The organism is Sulfitobacter profundi, assembly GCF_042661425.1.
Classification (GTDB): Bacteria; Pseudomonadota; Alphaproteobacteria; order Rhodobacterales; family Rhodobacteraceae; genus Sulfitobacter; species Sulfitobacter profundi.
The window spans coordinates 1,872,490-1,890,000 of record NZ_JBHSWA010000001.1 but is presented as its reverse complement, the minus strand read 5'-3'; the positions used below and the strand labels follow the sequence as shown (position 1 = coordinate 1,890,000).

The following is a 17,511-nucleotide window of genomic DNA, read 5'->3' as shown; positions in this document are numbered from 1 at the left end:
CCTCATCCAGACGCAGCCCTTCGACATAGGGCCAGTTGAGCACGGGGAAGCGGACGCCGGGCATTTCCTCAGGCCGGTAGGCCGTCTCGAACGCGACGTATTTCGCACCGGATTGCACCCCGGCCATATTCAGCAGATCGGCCAACTCGAACCCGTTCCACGGCACCACCATCGACCAAGCTTCGACGCAGCGCAGGCGGTAGATGCGCTCTTCAACGGTCATGGCCTTCATGATGTCCTCAAAAGCGTAATCGCCTGGCTTGTCGACCATCCCTTCGATGGCCACTGTCCACGGCTTGGTCGTCAGGCTCCCTGCGTATTTCGCGGGGTCACCCTTGCCGGTGCCGAATTCGTAGTAATTGTTGTATTGGGTGATGTCCTCATAGTCATTCGGGGTAAGCTCCTCTTGGGCCATGGCCCCCTGCCCCAAGCTGGCCAGACCCAGCCCCGCCATCGCGCCGCCCATGATCTGACGCCGGTTAAAGTACTGCGCCTCGTCGGTCACGTCTCGGTCTGTCAGTCGATTGATCCAGCGATTGGCCATTTCAGCACTCCCTACTATACTCAATAGAAGTTAGCGCCCGCCGCGGGTGGCACCAAATCCTTTCGCCCGGATTTCAGCCAGCACACCGGAATGTCAGGCGCCGTTATTAAAGGAGTGCCGCCATGATCCGTTTTCTTTTTGCCGCCGGTCTGATGCTGGCCAGCGCCGCGCAGGCGGATGAGATGGTCACCTATACCACGGATCAGAGCTTCGGCGATGTGACCTTTGGGGTGGAGAATGCGATCCTGAACCAAGGGCTGATCCCCGAAAACGTCAGCCATGTAGGTGAGATGCTGGACCGTACCCGCGCGGATGTCGGCTCTGACGTGGTGCTGTTCGAGGCGGCGGAGGTGTTCAGCTTTTGCTCGGCCGCGCTGTCGCGCAAGGTGATGGAAGCGGATGTGATGAACATCGGCTTTTGCCCCTACGACATTTTCGTGATGCAACTGCCAGAGAGCGACGAGGTGACCGTCGGCTACCGCGCCTTCCCTGAGGGCGCGATGCAAGAGGTGCAAACCCTGCTAGATACCATCGTGAAGGAAGCGATTGGCGAATAATGGGCGCCTTTCGCGGGTTTTAGTCCAAGCAAAAAGGCCGGGAAAACCCCGGCCTTTCTTAACGTCTTGGGCGTTTAATGCACCGTGGCATCATCCGGTTTGGGCCGGTTCGACGCGGCCACCTGATCGCCAATGATCAACCCATCGGCCCCGGCACGGACGGTGACGGTATCGCCGTCTTTCACGTCTCCGGCCAGCAGCATCTCAGCGAGCGGATCCTGCACGGTGCGCTGGATCACCCGCTTGAGGGGCCGCGCGCCGAAGACCGGATCATAGCCCTCATCCGCCAGCCATTTCCGCGCGGCGTCATCCAGATCAAGCGTGATCTTCCGCCCCGCAAGCCGCTTGAGCAGCCGTGCCATCTGGATCGTAACGATGCCGTCCATATCCGCACGGCCCAGACGGTCAAAGATGATCGTCTCGTCCAGACGGTTCAGGAACTCAGGCCGGAAATGCGCCCGGACCGCGTCCATCACGTCGCGCTTGGCCGCGGCCATGTCACCGCCCTCGGGCAGTTGGCTCAGCGCCTGCGCCCCGAGGTTTGAGGTCAGGATGATCAGCGTCTGCTTGAAGTCGACCGTGCGGCCCTGACCATCGGTCAGCACACCATCGTCGAGCACCTGCAACAGCACGTTGAAGACATCCGGATGCGCCTTTTCGACCTCATCAAAAAGCACGACCTGATAAGGACGCCGCCGCACCGCTTCGGTCAGCACACCGCCCTCGTCATAGCCGACATAGCCCGGAGGGGCACCGATCAGACGGGCCACCGAATGCTTCTCCATAAACTCGGACATGTCGATGCGGACCATCGCATTGTCGTCGTCAAAGAGAAACTCGGCCACGGCCTTGGTCAATTCGGTCTTACCCACGCCAGTCGGCCCTAGGAAGAGGAAGCTGCCAAGCGGGCGGTTTTCGTCGTTCAGCCCCGCCCGCGCACGGCGCACGGCATTGGCGACCGCTTTGACAGCCGCGCTCTGACCGATCACCCGATCATGCAATTGCTCCTCCATCCGCAACAGCTTGTCCCGCTCCCCTTCCAGCATTTTGCCGGCAGGGATACCGGTCCAACGCTCGACGACGCTGGCAATCTGATCCGGGCGCACGGCCTCTTCGACCATCATGTCGTCTTCGCGGCCCTCGGCGGCTTCAAGGTCGCGCTCCAACTGCGGGATCACGCCATAAGATAGCTCGCCCGCGCGCGCGAGGTTGCCTTCGCGTTTAGCAATGTCGAGGTCGGCCCGCGCATGGTCCAGCTTTTCCTTGATGTCGCGCGCACCGGCCAGCTTGTCCCGCTCGGCCTGCCACTGCGCCGTCATCTCGGCGCTGCGGTCTTGCAGATCGCTCAGGTCTTTCTGCAAAGCCTCCAACCGATCCTTGGACGCGGTATCGTCTTCTTTCTTCAGCGCTTCGGCTTCGATCTGAAGCTGCAGGATCTGACGGTCCAGCGCGTCCAGTTCTTCGGGTTTGCTGTCGACTTCCATGCGCAGACGGCTGGCGGCTTCGTCCATCAGGTCGATCGCCTTGTCGGGCAAGAAACGGTCGGTGATATAGCGATGGCTCAGCGTCGCCGCCGCGACCAGCGCGGTGTCGGAAATGCGCACACCGTGGTGCAACTCATACTTCTCTTTGATACCACGCAGGATCGAAACGGTGTCCTCCACCGTCGGCTCCTGCACGATTACTGGCTGGAACCGCCGCGCAAGTGCTGCGTCTTTCTCGACATATTTGCGGTATTCTTCGAGCGTGGTGGCACCCACACAGTGCAGCTCACCCCGCGCCAGCGCAGGTTTCAGCAGGTTCGACGCATCCATCGCGCCGTCGGCCTTACCGGCACCGACCAGCGTGTGCATCTCGTCGATGAACAAGATCACCTCGCCCGCGGCTTCGGTCACCTCGGTCAGAACCGCCTTCAGCCGCTCCTCGAACTCGCCACGGTATTTCGCCCCGGCGATCAGCGCGCCCATGTCGAGCGCGAGCAGGCGTTTGTTGCGCAGAGATTCAGGCACGTCACCGTGCACGATCCGCAGGGCCAAGCCTTCGGCAATGGCGGTCTTACCCACACCCGGCTCACCGATCAGCACCGGGTTGTTCTTGGTCCGGCGGCTCAGCACCTGCATCGCGCGGCGGATTTCCTCATCCCGGCCAATGATAGGGTCGATCTTGCCCTCTTCGGCCCGCGCGGTCAGGTCGAGGCTGTATTTCTCCAAAGCCTCATAGCTGTCTTCGGCGGTGGCGCTGTCGGCCTTGCGCCCCTTACGTACATCATTAATCGCGGTGTTCAGGGCTTGAGCCGTTACTTTGCCCGCTTCCAACGCCGTCTTCGCGCCGGACTTCACCATGCAAAGCGCGGTCAGAATGCGTTCGACAGTGACAAAACTATCGCCCGCTTTCTTGGCCATGGTTTCGGCCTCAGCCAACACTTTGGCGGTGGTGCCGTCCAAATAGACCTGCCCCGCATCGCCGGTGACTTTCGGGATTTTGCCAAGCGCGAGGTCAAGCGCCTGCATCACGCGCGCACCATCGCCGCCCGAGGCCGCGATCAGGTTGCGCGCCAGCCCTTGGTCGTCGTCCAGCAGTGCTTTGAGTACATGTTCAGGGGACAGCCGCTGATGGCTTTCCCGTGTCGCAATGGTTTGCGCCGCTTGAATAAAGCCGCGCGATCTTTCCGTGAACTTGCTCAAGTCCATGGGTCTCTCCTTTTCTACAAGCGCTCCAAAATGCCGCGCCCGATATGTGGCACGCAGCGGTCTGAGCCTCGGTATCAATTTGGGAAGCGGTGCTGCGGGTTCAAGACCGTACGGGCGCAAAATACCGCCGCCAAAGAAGCCGCCAATAGGAAGAATTCAGCCAATAAGGCGAAAATACGGCCACTTTGCGTCAAAAAATACCACCCTATGCCATTGATATAAATACATTGTTAACCTTTATCCACAGAAAGTGTAACCATAATGAAACCATTTGGCTGCCTCTCGCGTTCATTCCTCAGACGAGAGCAGGACGACAAATCCTGCCAAGGTTCAGAAGAACACAAGAGGTGAAACGATGCAGACGCGCCCTATCCAGTTGACAGAAGTCACCTACAATGCGGCCACTCAGTGTTTCGAAGCGCTGGTGACCGTCCAAGACGGGGAGCAGCTGCGCCGCTACGCTTGTGCCATCGATGCCCCGATTACCATGTCATACCGCGATGCCGCTGACGGCCTGTCCCGTCAAGCGCTCCGCCGCCACGCCCAGAAACGTGGTTTGAGTTCCGAGGTCCTGCGCCACGTCCCCGCTCAGCGGGCCGGACGCCGCAGCTTCGATCCGCTGCGTTGGTTGGAAGAGGTCATGGACCTCCCCGGCCGCGACGCAGCCTAACCCTCTTCCGTGCGGCACCTGCCTGCCGCGCGGCTGCCCGCGGACCTGCTGCCACCTCATCTGTCCCGATGTGGCGTTCCGCATACCAGAGACCAGTGCCTGCCTGCTAAGTCTCTGATCACTTGGCCCGGACCCCGCAACGCGGTGTTCGGGCCTCTTTTTGCGCCCCTATTTTTTTGCGCCCCTATTGCATGAATGATGGACTTGCCCCGCGCCGCGGCGTAGGTCAAAGCCGTTTGAAAATTGGCAGGAGCCCTCGCATGTCTGATGACCGTCTGATTGTCGCCCTTGATGTTCCCCATGCGGTCGCGGGGCTGGAACTGGCCGAAAAGCTCGGCGATGCGGTGGGCTTTTACAAAATCGGCCTCGGCATGCTGACGGGCGGCGGCTTGGCCTTGGCCAATGAACTGAAACAGGAACATGGCAAGCGCATCTTCCTTGATATGAAGCTTTTCGACATCGGTGCCACCGTAGAGGCGGCGGTGCGCGGGCTGGCCCAGTTCGATCTGGATTTCCTGACCGTCCACGGCGACCCGCATGTGGTGGCGGCGGCCAAGCAAGGGGCCGCCGGCACCGACATGAAGATCCTCGCCGTCACGATCCTCACCTCGCTTGACCGCGCCGACCTTGACGCCGCGCTGATCCAACCGGGCGATCTGGGCGATCTGGTGCTGACCCGTGCGGGCCGCGCGTTGGACGCAGGCGCGGATGGCGTCATCGCCTCCCCTCAAGAGGCCGCCGCGATCCGCGCCCTCCCCGAAGCAAACGGCAAGCTTATCGTCACGCCGGGCGTGCGCCCCCAAGGTGCCGCATTGGGCGATCAGAAACGGGTCGCCACCCCCGGTCAGGCCATCGCGGATGGCGCCGATCACATCGTGGTGGGCCGCCCGATCTGGCAGGCCGAAGACCCCGCTGCCGCTGCCCGCGCCGTGCTTCAGGAAATTTCTGAACGTTAACAAGAACCTCCCTCGCCCTGTAGCAAATCGACCACAGCGCGCCGGGATGCGCCGCGGGGGCGGCCATCAATGTTAGGCGAAAACCGCGTAACATGTTATGTTGAACTCAGGTGATACTCCCCGACGAACTGGTTCTTCCTGATGTTCGTCACCTCCCCCGCTCACGCAGGCGGGGGCCTTTATTTCCCCCTCTAGTGCTGGTCTTTTTCTGTCGCGCTTTGCGCCAGATAGACCCGCAAACGGTCCTGAAATGCGGGCACCGCTCGGGGGTGGGTCAGAAACTCATCCTGCGTCATCAAACGCCAGCGCTGCCCCTCGTCGCCAAAGACAATCTGGGCCTCGGCCTCGGCAGGCAAGCGCGCAACGAAGAACCATTTGATCCGCCCAGCCTCATCAAAACTGCCTTGCCAGATCACCGCGTCTTCGGGCACCACGATCCCCAACTCTTCGCGGCATTCGCGCAGCGCGCAGGCCAGCGGGGTCTCTGCCCCCTCGCGGCCCCCACCGGGCAGATCCCAATGATCCGCAAAGGGCAGGCCCGGCGTGTCATCGCGCAGGATCACGGCCAGCTTCTCTCCAAGGTACAGCGCCAGCTTTGCGCCATCAAAGCCCATGTTAAATCCCTCGCGATCTGGTTAGAATCGTCGCCCGAACCCTGCCCTCCCGGTGTACTCATGGCTACCCTCTGTCGCGACTGTCTTTCTGAAATCGCTCCGGCGCGGCGCTGTCCGCGCTGTGGCAGCCCGCGTGTGCTGTCCCACCCGGAACTCTTCGACCTGTCAATCGCCCATATGGATTGCGATGCCTTCTATGCCTCGGTGGAAAAACGCGACAATCCCGAACTGGCTGGCAAACCCGTCATCATCGGCGGCGGGCGGCGCGGGGTCGTGTCGACCGCCTGCTATGTTGCGCGGATACGGGGCGTGCGCTCGGCCATGCCGATGTTTCAGGCGCTCAAGCTGTGCCCCGAGGCGGTGATCATCAAGCCACGCATGGAGGTCTATGTCGAAGCCTCCCGCGCGATCGCGCGATGATGGAAGAGATGACCCCGGCGATTGAGCCCTTGTCGCTGGACGAAGCATTTCTCGATATGACCGGCACCGCGCGGCTGCACGGTCAGCCCCCGGCGGTGATGCTGGCGCGTTTGGTGCGGCGGATGAAGGTGGAACTGGGGCTGACAGGTTCTATCGGGCTGAGCCATAACAAGTTTCTGGCCAAGGTCGCCTCGGACCTCGACAAGCCGCATGGGTTCTCTGTCATCGGCGCGGGCGAAACGGCGGCGTTTTTGCGCGACAAACCGGTGGGCATGATCTGGGGCGTCGGGGCCGCCACGCAGACCGCGCTGGAAAAGGCCGGCATCCGCAGTTTTTCCGATCTGTTGCGGTGGGACCAGACCGATCTCATCGCCCGCTTTGGCAGCATGGGCGACCGGCTCTGGCATCTCGCGCGCGGCCAAGACAAACGGCGCGTGTCGCGGCACCGTCCGGTGAAATCAATCAGCAATGAGACAACATTCTCAGACGATACCGGCGATGCAGAGATTCTCGATGGCCACATCTGGCGCTTGGCGGAAAAGGTGGCGGACCGTGCCAAGGCGAAAGAGATGGCAGGCCGGGTGGTGACGCTAAAACTGAAACGCGCCGATCACTCTTTGCTATCACGCCGTCTGTCGCTGCACGATCCGACGCAACTGGCCGACCGCATTTATCGCACCGCCCGCGCCCTGTTCGATCAGGTCGACCACAATAGCGCCTATCGGCTGATCGGCGTGGGGCTATCGGATCTTTCGGGCGCAGAGGGGGCGGATATGGCCGGCGATTTACTTGATCCCGGAGCCGCACAGCGCAGCCGCGCCGAACGCGCAGCCGACAGCATTCGCAGCCGTTTCGGCGATAAAGCAATCGTGAAAGGCCGCGCCCTGCGCTGACCTACTCCGCAGCGAGGGGAAGCCGCTGCTGTCCGATCTGCGCCACTTCGGCCACCACACGCTGCAACGCTGCCTGCACCGCCTCGAAAGCACCGTTGGGCCGAATCAACCGCTCGTTCATATAGAGCGCCCGGTCGATCTCGACCTGCACGGCATGCTGCCCGCGCGAGGGACGGCCATAGGCTTGGGTAATATAGGCCCCGGCAAAGGGCGAATTGCGCGTCACCACGAACCCCGCCTCGACAAAGGCGGCTTCGATCCGGTCGACCACCTCGCCCCCGCCGCCGCGCCAAAGCGGTCGCCCAACACGACATCGGGCCGCCGCATCCCGCCGCGCGCGACGCCATCCATCGCCTCATGCGGCATGGAGTGGCAATCGACCAGCACCGCCTGCCCGTGACGGCGATGCGCCCCGCTCAGCAACTCCTGCAATTTCGCGTGATAGGGCCGCCAGTAGCTGTCGATGCGCAGCTGCGCCTCCTCTTGGGAAAGCTTGCCACGATAAATCGCCCGACCATTGGCCACCACGCGGGGAATCACCCCAAGCCCCGAGGCCACGCGCGGGTTATGACCCTGCCGCGGGATCCCTTCGATGACCGATGGGTCCAACTCCTCGGGCGCGCGGTTGAGGTCGATATAGGCCCGCGGCGCACCAGCTTTGATGAAAGAGGCCCCATGCAGCGGCGCGCAATCGAACAACAGATCGACAAAAGCATCCTCGGACGAGCGGATCGCATGTTCGTCCAAAACCGACCGCCGCAGGAAAGACGCCGCATAATCCCGACCCGAATGGGGCGAGGCAAAGACCACGCAAGAGCGGTTTCGGTCGGGATGCAGTACTTCGTAGGCGGTCATCGGCATAATAATTCCTTCTAAGTCGAACATAGCGTGTTTATTCCGCTCCAAAAGCCCTTGATCCCGTCGCCGACTCCTTTTATAGCACCCCAACGGCGCGAAATTTCGCGCCCCATTTAGTTTTGGGGCCGGTATGGAAACGCTTAAAAGTGGGTGATTAGCTCAGCGGTAGAGCACTTCGTTGACATCGAAGGGGTCACTGGTTCGATCCCAGTATCGCCCACCATTATTCATCGACCTGCCTTTGGCAGGTTGCCCGCAACCCAGGCGCTGGCCCGCGCCACGACATGAGGAGACGACCATGAAGGTTCGCAATTCGCTCCGCTCGCTCAAGAATCGGCATCGCGATTGCCGTGTTGTGCGTCGCAAAGGCCGCGTTTACGTCATCAACAAGACGCAGCGCCGGTTCAAAGCCCGTCAGGGCTGAGCTTCGCAGCTTTTTAGAATTAAAGGCCGCTCCTTCGGGGGCGGCCTTTTTCGTTGCGGATAACGGCTTGCAACCCCGGCGCAAAACCCCACCTTCAAAGCAGACTTGAATAACAAGGAAGACCATCATGTCGGACACGCCCGAATATACGCCCCCAAAGGTTTGGAAATGGGAATCAGAAAGCGGCGGCAAATTCGCCAGCACCAACCGGCCCATCGCCGGTGCGACCCATGACAAGGACCTGCCCGTCGGCGACCACCCCTTTCAGCTTTATTCCCTCGCCACGCCCAATGGCGTCAAAGTCACGGTGATGTTCGAAGAGCTGCTAGAGGCGGGCCATAAGGCGGCTGAATACGACGCATGGCTGATTGATATTTCCGAGGGCGATCAGTTCGGTTCGGGCTTTGTCGAGGTGAACCCCAACTCCAAAATACCCGCGCTGATGGACCACTCTGGCGATGCGCCCCAGCGGGTCTTCGAATCGGGGGCGATCCTGCTCTATCTCGCTGAGAAGTTTGGCGCCTTTCTGCCCCAAGACCCCGCCCGCCGGACCGAGGCGCTGTCGTGGCTCTTTTGGCAGATGGGCAGCGCGCCCTACCTTGGCGGCGGCTTCGGCCATTTCTACGCCTACGCCCCAGAGAAGTTCGAATACCCCATCAACCGTTTCGCGATGGAAACCAAGCGTCAGCTTGATGTGATGGACAAGCATTTGGCCGAGCATGAGTATTTCGCCGATGAATACTCCATCGCCGATATGGCGATCTGGAGCTGGTATGGTCAATTGGTGCTCGGGCGGCTCTATTCGGCGGCTGAGTTCCTTGACGTGAGCTCTTACAAAAACGTGATGCGTTGGGCCGAAGCGATTGACGCACGCCCTGCCGTGACCCGGGGCCGTATGGTCAACCGCGCCTTCGGCGATGACCTGTCGATGCAACTGCATGAGCGGCACGACGCCAGCGATTTCGACACCAAGACCCAAGACAAGATCGGCGGCAAAGACTGACCGCATAGCCCTCGGCCTCGTGCGGCCGGGGGCTTTCCGACTAAATTTATCGGAATTGGTTGCAGGGCCGGATAAAATCTGTTTCTTACTGTTTCAGTCAAGTTATCCCAAATGGAACAGGACCCTGATATGACCTTCTGCAAAACATCGACTGCCGCCGCCGCGCTGATGGCGCTGGCCCTTCCTGCGCTGGCCGATGGCGAGTTGAATCTCTACTCTTCGCGTCACTACGACACTGACGAGCGGCTCTACTCCGACTTTACCGAAGCAACCGGCATCACCATCAACCGCATCGAAGGCAAAGCCGACGAACTGCTGGCCCGTATGGAAGCCGAAGGCGCGAACTCCCCGCCGACGTCCTGCTGACCGTGGACACCAGCCGCCTCAAGCGCGCCAAAGACATGGACCTGCTGCAAGCGGTCGAGAGCGACACGCTCGAAGAGCGCATCCCCGGCAACCTGCAGGACGACGACAACCAGTGGTTCGGTCTGTCCCAACGCGCGCGGATCATCTTCTACAACAAAGAGACGATGGACAATCCGCCAGCGACCTACATGGATCTTGCCGATCCGGCCTACAAAGGTCAGGTCTGCATCCGGTCTTCGACCAACACCTACAACCAGACCCTGCTGGCCTCCATCGTGACCCATGAGGGCGAAGAAGCCGCGACCGAATGGGCGCAGGGCGTGGTCGACAACATGGCGCGCGCACCCCAAGGCGGCGACACCGACCAGCTGCGCGGCATCGTTTCGGGTGAGTGCGACATCGCGGTCTCCAACAGCTACTATTTCGCCCGCGCGATCCGCACCGACGTCGACGGCGTGAGCGCCGATATCGGCAAGATCGGCCTGATCTGGCCGGACCAAGAAGGCAACGGCGCGCATATGAACCTCTCGGGCGGCGGCGTGGCCAAGAACGCCCCGAACCGTGAGAACGCGGTGAAATTCCTTGAGTATCTCGCCTCCGATCAGGCGCAGGTCTATTTCTCGGCGGGCAACGATGAATTCCCCACCGTGGAAGGCGTAGAACTGGCCGACAGCGTCAAGCAGTTGGGTGAGTTCAAAGCCGACGAGGTGAACCTGTCGGACGTGGCCGAGAACATCGGCACCGCGCAGAAGATCTTCAACTCGGTCGGCTGGGAATAATTCAACCTAGCGAGTAATGCAGAAGGCGGGCTTTCGGGCCCGCCTTTTTTATGCGCGGCGCTTCCCGCAAGCGCCCGCCCGGGGGCACCCCGGGCATCACCCTCCCCTCATCGCGCCCCGGCCCGGAATCAAGCCGCAGGCGCCGGGCCATCGCCTGCCCGTCCCGGCGGGGAGGCGATTTGGTGAGGCAGGGCAAGCCCTAGCGAACACACACCAAGATTGCACCCTAAAGTGGCACCAAGGCACGTCAGGATCGCCACCCCACGGGCAGGCGCTGGCCCTTCCGCGTTACCGCTGCCGCCCCACCTGCCGGCAGATCAGGATCACCGGCAGCAGCCCCATCGCCACGATCACCAAGCTCGGCACCGCCGCTCCGTTCAAGCGTTCATCACTGGCTAGCCGGTAGGCCTGCACCGCCAGCGTGTCATAGTTGAATGGCCGCATGATCAGCGTCGCGGGCAGTTCCTTCATCACGTCGACAAAGACAATCAGCAGCGCGGTCAGCAGGCTCGGCGCAAGGATCGGCAGATGCACCCGGCGCAGCGTCCCCAAGGGCGTCTGCCCCAGTGACCGCGCGGCGGCGTCCATATTCGCATGCACCATCGACTGCCCGCCCTCATAGGCCCCAAGCGCCGCAGCGAGGAAGCGCACCAGATAGGCCAGCACCAAGAGCCAAATTGAACCGGTAATCAAAAGCCCGGTGGAAACATCAAAGGTCTCGCGCATCCAAGCGTCGAGCGCGTTGTCGAAGGCCGCGAAGGGCACCAGCAGCCCCACGGCGATCACCCCGCCCGGCACCGCATAGCCCAACCGCGCGACATAAGCCGCCCCCTGCGAGACCCGGCCCGGGCGCAGCCGCCGGTAAAACCCCACGCTGATCGCCGCCAGCACCGTCAGCACAGCCGCGACCCCCGCCAGCGTCACCGAATTGCGCATGAAACCGAGGTAGCGCGGGCTGAAAAGGCTCTGCTCGCTATCAAGCCCCATGGTCACGAGGATGACCACCGGCAGCACCGCGCCAAAGAGCACCGGCACACCACAAAGCACGATCGCCGCTGCGGCCTGCCAGCCTTTCAGCTCGGCTGGCGGTGCGGATTGGGTCCGACGCGCGGGGTCGTGATACTTGGCCTTGCCGCGCTGCGCCCGCTCCAGCATCGCCAGCAATAGCGCGAAACTCAGCAGGCAGAGCGCCAGTTGCGCGGCGGCGGCCCGGTCGAACATGGAGAACCAGCTGGTGTAGATGCCGGTGGCAAAGGTCTGGACGCCGAAATAGGCCACGGTGCCGAAATCGGCGATGGTCTCCATCACCGCCAGCAACACGCCGCCCGCAATGGCGGGCCGCGCCAGCGGCAAGCTGACCTTGAAAAACGCGGCCCAAGCGCTGGAGCCGAGCGCGCGGGCGGCCAGGAATGTCGTCCCGCTTTGTTGCAGAAATGCGGCGCGAGCCAGGAGGTAGACGTAAGGATAAAGCACCAACACCAGCATCGCCGCCGCCCCGCCAAGCGAGCGGATCTCGGGGAACCAGTAGTCACGCGGGCCCCAGCCCGTCACGTCGCGCAGCATGGTCTGCACAATGCCGGGATGGTCGAGCACATGGGTATAGGCGTAGGCCAGCACATAGGCCGGGAAGGCCAACGGCAACACCAGTGCAATCTCCAACAGCTTGGCGCCGGGGAAACGTGTCATCGTCACCAGCCATGCCGCCCCCACACCGATGGCAAAGGTGCCGAGAGATACCAGCAGCACCAAAAGCAGCGTCGTCACCGTGTAGCGGCCCAGCACCGTGTCGATCAGATGCTGCACCGTCTCCGTCCCGCCGCTCAGCGCGGCGATCAGGACCGCCAGCATCGGCAGCGCACAGATGGTGGCGACGGTCAGGGCGACAGCCGACAGCGCGCGCAGCCCGTCGCGGGCGCGGCGCAGATGAGGCGTCTCAGAGGAGGCGGTGTTCAGCGTCATGCGCCCTATTTCGACGATTTCACTCGGAAATGCCAGAGGGCGCGACGCCGCGCCTCAATCGTAGCTGCGGGTATCTTCGATCACCAACCCGTCGCGCGGCAGGCTGCCGGGGGCAACCAGCTCGACCCGGCCCTTGAGCTTGAGTAGATCGGCGACGGATCGGGCATAGGCGTCCTTGTCCTCTCCGGCGGTTTCGATCTGAACTGTCATCACATCGGCCTCGCCTTCCCGGCTGGCGATGACGCGGGCCTTTTGGATCTCCTCGTGCTGGGCGACCAGTGCCGCCACCTGCTCGGGCCGGACGAACATGCCCTTGATCTTGGTGGTCTGATCGGCGCGGCCCATCCAGCCCTTGATCCGCATGTTGGTCCGCCCACAGGGGCTTTCGCCCTCCAAAACGGCACTAAGGTCGCCAGTGGCGAAGCGAATGAGCGGGTAATCGGGGTTCAGCGTGGTGACCACCACCTCACCGACCTCACCGGGCGCGACCGGGATTCCGGTGCCGGGAGTGACGATCTCGACGATGACCTGCTCGTCGACGATCAGCCCCTCCATTGCCGGGCTTTCATAGGCGATATTGCCCAGATCGGCGGTGGCATAGGATTGCAAACAGGTGATACCGCGCTCTTGATAGAAGGCCCGCAGGCTGGGGAAAAGCGCGCCGCCGCCGACTGCCGCCTTGGTGATTTTCAGCTCAACCCCCATGGCATCGGCCTTTTCCAAGATCACCTTGAGGTAATCCGGCGTGCCCGCATAGGCGGTTGAGCCCACATCACGGGCGGCGGTGACCTGTAGCTCGGTCTGGCCGGTGCCTGCGGGCAAGACGGTCGCCCCAACCGCACGCGCCCCGGATTCGAAGATCATGCCGGCAGGGGTCAGATGGTAGCCAAAGCAGTTGTGCACCACATCGCCCGCGCCGATGCCCGCGGCATGCAGGAAGCGCCCCATCCGCCACCAGTCAGGATCGTTGCTGGAGGGCTCGTAGATTGGGCCGGGCGACTGGAAGACATGGCTGAACTCCGTCACCGGCTTGGTCGTGAACCCGCCGAAGGGCGGCTGCCCCGCCTGCGCCTTGCCAAGCTCAGATTTGCGCAGCACCGGGAGGTCGGCTAGGGCGGCGGCTGAGGTGATCTGTGATGCGTCCACCCCTTTGAGCGTCTCGCCATAACCCGGCAAGCCCTGTGCGCGGGCGATCTGCTGCGGCAGCGCCTGCGCCAAATCGGCCGCCCGTTGGTCGGCGCTGCGGGTTTCCAGATCGTCGAAATGGGGCTTGGTCAGCATCCCTGTCACTTTCCTGCTATGGCATCACTGGAGAGGGCACAGGCCCGCTCTGGTCTTGTCTTGGGTCTTTCTGGTCCGGTCGGGTACCGGCTTAACTCAGCCAGCGTTTGCGGCGGCGGTAGCTGCGCACGTCGCGAAAGCTCTTGCGGCCTTCGTCGGACATGCCGAGGTAGAATTCCTTCACGTCTTGGTTCTCGCGCAGGTCTTTGGCGGGGCCGTCCATCACCACGCGACCGGATTCGAGGATGTAGCCGTAATGCGCAAAGCGCAGCGCGACGTTGGTGTTCTGCTCGGCCAGCAAGAAGGTCACGCCCTCCTGTTCGTTCACCGATTTCACGATCTCGAAAATCTGCTCAACCAGTTGCGGCGCAAGGCCCATCGACGGCTCGTCCAAAAGGATCGTCTCAGGCCGGGACATCAGGGCGCGGCCAATGGCGCACATCTGCTGCTCGCCGCCCGAGGTATAGCCAGCCTGCGAGCGGCGGCGCTCTTTCAGGCGGGGGAAATAATTATAGACCATCTCAAGGTCCTGCTGGATCGCGGCATTGCCATCGGTGCGGGTATAGGCACCGGTCAGCAGGTTTTCTTCGATGGTGAGGTGCTCAAAACAGTGACGGCCTTCCATGACCTGCACGACACCTTTCTTCACGGTCTCGGCAGGGTCCTGATGCTGGATCGGACCGCCGCGGTATTTGATCGAGCCTTTGGTAACCTCGCCTCGCTCCGAGGCCAGCAGCCCCGAGATCGCCTTGAGCGTCGTCGTCTTGCCCGCGCCATTGCCGCCCAGCAGCGCGGTGATGCCGCCCTTGGGCACATTCAGGCTGACGCCCTTCAGCACGAGGATGACGTGGTTGTAGATCACCTCGATATTGTTGACCTCAAGCAGGTTGTCGACTGCGACGTCATTGGTGTTGGCGGCATCCAGCATGGGAAGGACCTTTCTTGGGGCTTGGGTAGGTTCCCGGCCACCCAGAAGGGCAGCCGGGAGCGGTGTCTTAGCAGTTGCCTTCGATGGCGTTCTCGTCGGCATAGGCCGAGCTATCCGCATCGATCAGCGGCTGGATCACGTCTTGATCCGACTGCATGAAGTCCGACACGAGGTTCCATTCCTTGGCTTCCGCATCCCACTGGGTCACGGCGACAAAGCCCTCACCACCGTGGTTTTCACAGGAGACCGAGAACTCAGGCCCGAAGTCCGGCAAGCCAAGCGCCGCCATCTTCTCTTCGGTGATCTCAAGCTGCTCCATCCCGTCGCGCATCTGGCCGCCGGAGATGTCGCTCACACCGTGGATTTCCTGCGCCGTACGGGCCGCTTCAGACACCAGCATGGCGGCATAGACGCCACGGTTATAAAGCACCGAACCAACCTGATCGCCTGCGCCGGCAGCTTTGCCCGCATCGACGACGTACTTCTGCAGATCGTCATAAAGCGGATAGTCGGAGCCCACGTTGTGGAAGGTCAGCGCCTTGTAGCCATCGGCCTTGGCACCCGCCGCCAGAACGTCGTTTTCCGAACCGGACCACCAGATGCCAATGAACTTATCCATCGGGAAGCGGATGTTGGCGGCTTCTTGAACCGCAACTTGGTTCATCACGCCCCAGCCATACATGATCACATAGTCAGGCTTGTCGCGGCGGATTTGCAGCCACTGCGATTTCTGCTCCTGACCGGGGTGATCGACGGGCACTTCTTTCAGCTCGAAACCATGCTTCTCGCTCAGCTCTTGCAGCGTGCGGATCGGCTCCTTGCCATAGGCGGAGTTGTGGTACACGAGCGCGATCTTCTTGCCCTCAAGGCTGCCACCTTCCTGTTCCATGATGTGCTTGATCGCAACCGACGCGCCATCCCAGTAGTTCGCCGGGAAGTTAAAGACGTGGCTGAAAGTGTTGCCGTTCTTGGCCGAGGTACGGCCCAGACCCGATGTCAGCATCGGGATGTCGTCTGCGGTGACTTTGGGGATCAGCTGGTAGGTGATGCCGGTCGAGAGCGGCTGATACACCAGCGCGCCTTCGCCCTTGGTCGACTCGTAGCACTCAACGCCTTTTTCGGTGTTATAGGCGGTCTCGCACTCTGGCACACGGATGGTTTCGCCACCGATGCCGCCGTCACGCTCGTTCAGCAACGTGAAGTAATCGGCGTAACCGTCGGCGAAGGGGATGCCGCCCGCCGCGTAGGGCCCGGTACGATAGCTCAGCGATGGAAAGACAAGGTCCGCCATCACGGGGCTTGCGGCCATCAGGCCAGCTACGGCCAGTGTTCCCAGTTTATATTTCATCGGTGTTTCCTCCCTTGGATTGTCCGACTTGGGTGTTTGGGCCGGGTTTCCTCCCTCCGGCCTCGCTTTTCATGGCCGTCCCTTAGTGCGGGAAGGGCCACAATCTCAGTTTTTCCTTGGCCACGCGCCACAGCTGCGCCAGCCCGTGCGGCTCTGCGATCAGGAAGATCACGATCAGCCCGCCGACAATCACCAGCTGCAAATGCGCCACGATATCCGTGGGCCAGCCCAGCCAGTCGACGCCGACGATCTTCAGAAGCACCGGCAGCAGCACAAGGAATGCGGCCCCCGCAAAGCTGCCAAAGATGCTGCCCAATCCTCCGATGATGATCATAAAGAGCACAAGGAACGATTTGGTGATGCCGAAGGCTTCGCCCACTTCGACCGCGCCGAGATAGATCGAAAAGAACAACGCGCCGGAGATGCCGATGAAGAAAGAGCTCACCGCAAAGGCCGTCAGTTTCGCCCGCAGCGGGTTCACCCCGATGATCTCGGCGGCGATGTCCATGTCGCGGATCGCCATCCATTTACGGCCCACCGAGCCGCGCGTCAGGTTGCGCGCCACCAGCGCCGAGAAGACGGTGAAAATCAGGCAGAACATATAGGTGGCCCAGGCTTCGGCGCTCGGTCCGGTGATCAGGATGCCAAAAGTGTCCCGCTCAGGTGCGCTGATCTGGCCGGAGGCCGAGTAGTTGTAGAACCACGGCACCCGGTTAAACAGCCACACAAGGAAGAACTGTGCCGCCAGTGTCGCCACGGCAAGGTAAAAGCCCTTGATCCGCAGACTTGGCAGCCCAAACAGCGCGCCCACCGCGGCGGTGATCAACCCGGCGAGCAGGATATGGATGAACATGCTCACATCTGGCATCGCCGTCATCAGTTTGTAGGAGGCGTAAGCGCCCACCGCCATGAAGCCCCCGGTGCCAAGGCTCACCTGCCCGCAATAGCCGACAAGGATGTTCAGCCCAATCGCCGCAATGGCGTAGATCAGGAAGGGCAGGAACAGCGAGTTTACCCAGTAGTCATTGACCATGAAGGGAATAACAAAGATCGCAACGAACAGCACCACATAGTAGCGATACCGGTCGAACTTGATCGGAAAGGTCTGCTGGTCTTCGGCGTAGGTCGTGCTGAAATCGCCTGCTTCACGATAGAACATTAGACTGATTTCCCTTCTGCGATCTTTGTGTCGTTGGATGCACAGCGGCGCATCATGCCTGT

The 17,511-nt window shown here is 61.8% G+C and carries 13 protein-coding genes, 1 tRNA gene and 3 pseudogenes (1 of these 17 only partly in view); 8 read left to right on the top strand and 9 right to left on the bottom strand.

The annotated features are described in order from the left end of the window. Positions 1-544: the 5' portion of a protein-methionine-sulfoxide reductase catalytic subunit MsrP gene (msrP, locus tag ACFQAU_RS09845; protein ID WP_132444160.1), read on the bottom strand. 362 nt of this gene lie to the left of the window's left edge; 544 of the gene's 906 nt are visible here — the first part of the coding sequence; its start codon is at positions 542-544; its stop codon lies beyond the left edge, outside the window. A 122-nt stretch (positions 545-666) separates the two neighbouring features. Here msrP and ACFQAU_RS09840 point away from each other — a divergent pair, with 122 nt between their 5' ends. Then, entirely contained in the window at positions 667-1,101 is a 435-nt protein-coding gene (locus ACFQAU_RS09840; protein WP_067630017.1) for a hypothetical protein, read from the top strand. Positions 1,102-1,175: 74 nt separating this feature from the next. Here the strand turns inward: ACFQAU_RS09840 and clpB are convergent, their stop codons facing one another. After that, positions 1,176-3,791 (bottom strand): ATP-dependent chaperone ClpB, encoded by a 2,616-nt coding sequence (gene clpB / locus ACFQAU_RS09835; RefSeq protein WP_120350069.1) that lies wholly within the window; start codon positions 3,789-3,791, stop codon positions 1,176-1,178. Positions 3,792-4,146: 355 nt separating this feature from the next. On the opposite strand from clpB, the gene ACFQAU_RS09830 reads away from it, so the two are divergent. Both ACFQAU_RS09830 and pyrF read left to right on the top strand, forming a co-directional pair. Further along, positions 4,147-4,461: an orotidine 5-phosphate decarboxylase gene (locus ACFQAU_RS09830; RefSeq protein WP_132444159.1), complete on the top strand. Its 315-nt coding sequence runs from the start codon at positions 4,147-4,149 to the stop codon at positions 4,459-4,461. 260 nt (positions 4,462-4,721) lie between these two features. Continuing rightward, positions 4,722-5,417, top strand: a complete 696-nt coding sequence (gene pyrF, locus ACFQAU_RS09825) for an orotidine-5'-phosphate decarboxylase (RefSeq protein ID WP_067630027.1) — start codon at positions 4,722-4,724, stop codon at positions 5,415-5,417. A gap of 191 nt (positions 5,418-5,608) precedes the next feature. Here pyrF and ACFQAU_RS09820 read toward each other — a convergent pair whose 3' ends face one another. Further along, positions 5,609-6,031, bottom strand: a complete 423-nt coding sequence (locus ACFQAU_RS09820; protein ID WP_132444158.1) for an NUDIX hydrolase — start codon at positions 6,029-6,031, stop codon at positions 5,609-5,611. Between the two features lie 60 nt (positions 6,032-6,091). On the opposite strand from ACFQAU_RS09820, the pseudogene ACFQAU_RS09815 reads away from it, so the two are divergent. Further along, positions 6,092-7,344: pseudogene (locus tag ACFQAU_RS09815) on the top strand (DNA polymerase IV). A 1-nt stretch (position 7,345) separates the two neighbouring features. On the opposite strand, the pseudogene ACFQAU_RS09810 reads toward ACFQAU_RS09815, so the two are convergent. Continuing rightward, positions 7,346-8,205, bottom strand: a pseudogene (locus ACFQAU_RS09810) (N-formylglutamate amidohydrolase). A gap of 145 nt (positions 8,206-8,350) precedes the next feature. Between ACFQAU_RS09810 and ACFQAU_RS09805 the strand changes: the two are divergent. The 4 genes and pseudogenes from ACFQAU_RS09805 (at position 8,351) to ACFQAU_RS09790 (ending at position 10,774) form a co-directional block, all read left to right on the top strand. Continuing rightward, positions 8,351-8,425, top strand: a tRNA-Val gene (locus ACFQAU_RS09805). Positions 8,426-8,500: 75 nt separating this feature from the next. Then, positions 8,501-8,626, top strand: coding sequence for a type B 50S ribosomal protein L36 (gene ykgO, locus ACFQAU_RS09800; protein WP_005850168.1), 126 nt, complete (start codon positions 8,501-8,503; stop codon positions 8,624-8,626). A gap of 127 nt (positions 8,627-8,753) precedes the next feature. Continuing rightward, positions 8,754-9,629 carry a glutathione-dependent disulfide-bond oxidoreductase gene (yghU, locus tag ACFQAU_RS09795; protein ID WP_132444156.1) on the top strand — a complete coding sequence of 292 codons (876 nt, stop codon included), beginning with the start codon at positions 8,754-8,756 and terminating at the stop codon, positions 9,627-9,629. A 129-nt stretch (positions 9,630-9,758) separates the two neighbouring features. Then, positions 9,759-10,774 (top strand): annotated as a pseudogene (locus tag ACFQAU_RS09790) (Fe(3+) ABC transporter substrate-binding protein). A 288-nt stretch (positions 10,775-11,062) separates the two neighbouring features. Here the strand turns inward: ACFQAU_RS09790 and ACFQAU_RS09785 are convergent. From ACFQAU_RS09785 to ACFQAU_RS09765, 5 genes are all read right to left on the bottom strand, one after another. Continuing rightward, the gene (locus ACFQAU_RS09785; protein ID WP_120350064.1) at positions 11,063-12,733 is read right to left on the bottom strand and encodes an ABC transporter permease; all 1,671 of its coding nucleotides are present in this window, start codon (positions 12,731-12,733) and stop codon (positions 11,063-11,065) included. Between the two features lie 54 nt (positions 12,734-12,787). Beyond that, positions 12,788-14,014, bottom strand: coding sequence for a phenylacetate--CoA ligase family protein (locus ACFQAU_RS09780; RefSeq protein WP_120350063.1), 1,227 nt, complete (start codon positions 14,012-14,014; stop codon positions 12,788-12,790). A gap of 91 nt (positions 14,015-14,105) precedes the next feature. Next, complete coding sequence (locus ACFQAU_RS09775; protein ID WP_067630052.1) at positions 14,106-14,942, bottom strand: ABC transporter ATP-binding protein; 837 nt, start codon at positions 14,940-14,942, stop codon at positions 14,106-14,108. A 67-nt stretch (positions 14,943-15,009) separates the two neighbouring features. Further along, positions 15,010-16,290 carry an ABC transporter substrate-binding protein gene (locus tag ACFQAU_RS09770; protein WP_067630058.1) on the bottom strand — a complete coding sequence of 427 codons (1,281 nt, stop codon included), beginning with the start codon at positions 16,288-16,290 and terminating at the stop codon, positions 15,010-15,012. Between the two features lie 82 nt (positions 16,291-16,372). After that, entirely contained in the window at positions 16,373-17,449 is a 1,077-nt protein-coding gene (locus tag ACFQAU_RS09765; protein WP_120350062.1) for a branched-chain amino acid ABC transporter permease, read from the bottom strand. Between the last annotated feature and the right edge of the window lie 62 nt (positions 17,450-17,511).

What these genes read in the sequence shown, in the direction of transcription:
- yghU (WP_132444156.1), top strand. Translation starts at nt 8,754, where the DNA reads ATGTCGGACACGCCCGAATATACGCCCCCAAAGGTTTGGAAATGGGAA.
- ACFQAU_RS09770 (WP_067630058.1), bottom strand. Translation starts at nt 16,290, where the DNA reads ATGAAATATAAACTGGGAACACTGGCCGTAGCTGGCCTGATGGCCGCA.
- ACFQAU_RS09765 (WP_120350062.1), bottom strand. Translation starts at nt 17,449, where the DNA reads ATGTTCTATCGTGAAGCAGGCGATTTCAGCACGACCTACGCCGAAGAC.
- ACFQAU_RS09840 (WP_067630017.1), top strand. Translation starts at nt 667, where the DNA reads ATGATCCGTTTTCTTTTTGCCGCCGGTCTGATGCTGGCCAGCGCCGCG.
- ACFQAU_RS09780 (WP_120350063.1), bottom strand. Translation starts at nt 14,014, where the DNA reads ATGCTGACCAAGCCCCATTTCGACGATCTGGAAACCCGCAGCGCCGAC.
- ACFQAU_RS09775 (WP_067630052.1), bottom strand. Translation starts at nt 14,942, where the DNA reads ATGCTGGATGCCGCCAACACCAATGACGTCGCAGTCGACAACCTGCTT.
- ACFQAU_RS09785 (WP_120350064.1), bottom strand. Translation starts at nt 12,733, where the DNA reads ATGACGCTGAACACCGCCTCCTCTGAGACGCCTCATCTGCGCCGCGCC.
- pyrF (WP_067630027.1), top strand. Translation starts at nt 4,722, where the DNA reads ATGTCTGATGACCGTCTGATTGTCGCCCTTGATGTTCCCCATGCGGTC.
- ykgO (WP_005850168.1), top strand. Translation starts at nt 8,501, where the DNA reads ATGAAGGTTCGCAATTCGCTCCGCTCGCTCAAGAATCGGCATCGCGAT.
- ACFQAU_RS09830 (WP_132444159.1), top strand. Translation starts at nt 4,147, where the DNA reads ATGCAGACGCGCCCTATCCAGTTGACAGAAGTCACCTACAATGCGGCC.
- ACFQAU_RS09820 (WP_132444158.1), bottom strand. Translation starts at nt 6,031, where the DNA reads ATGGGCTTTGATGGCGCAAAGCTGGCGCTGTACCTTGGAGAGAAGCTG.
- clpB (WP_120350069.1), bottom strand. Translation starts at nt 3,791, where the DNA reads ATGGACTTGAGCAAGTTCACGGAAAGATCGCGCGGCTTTATTCAAGCG.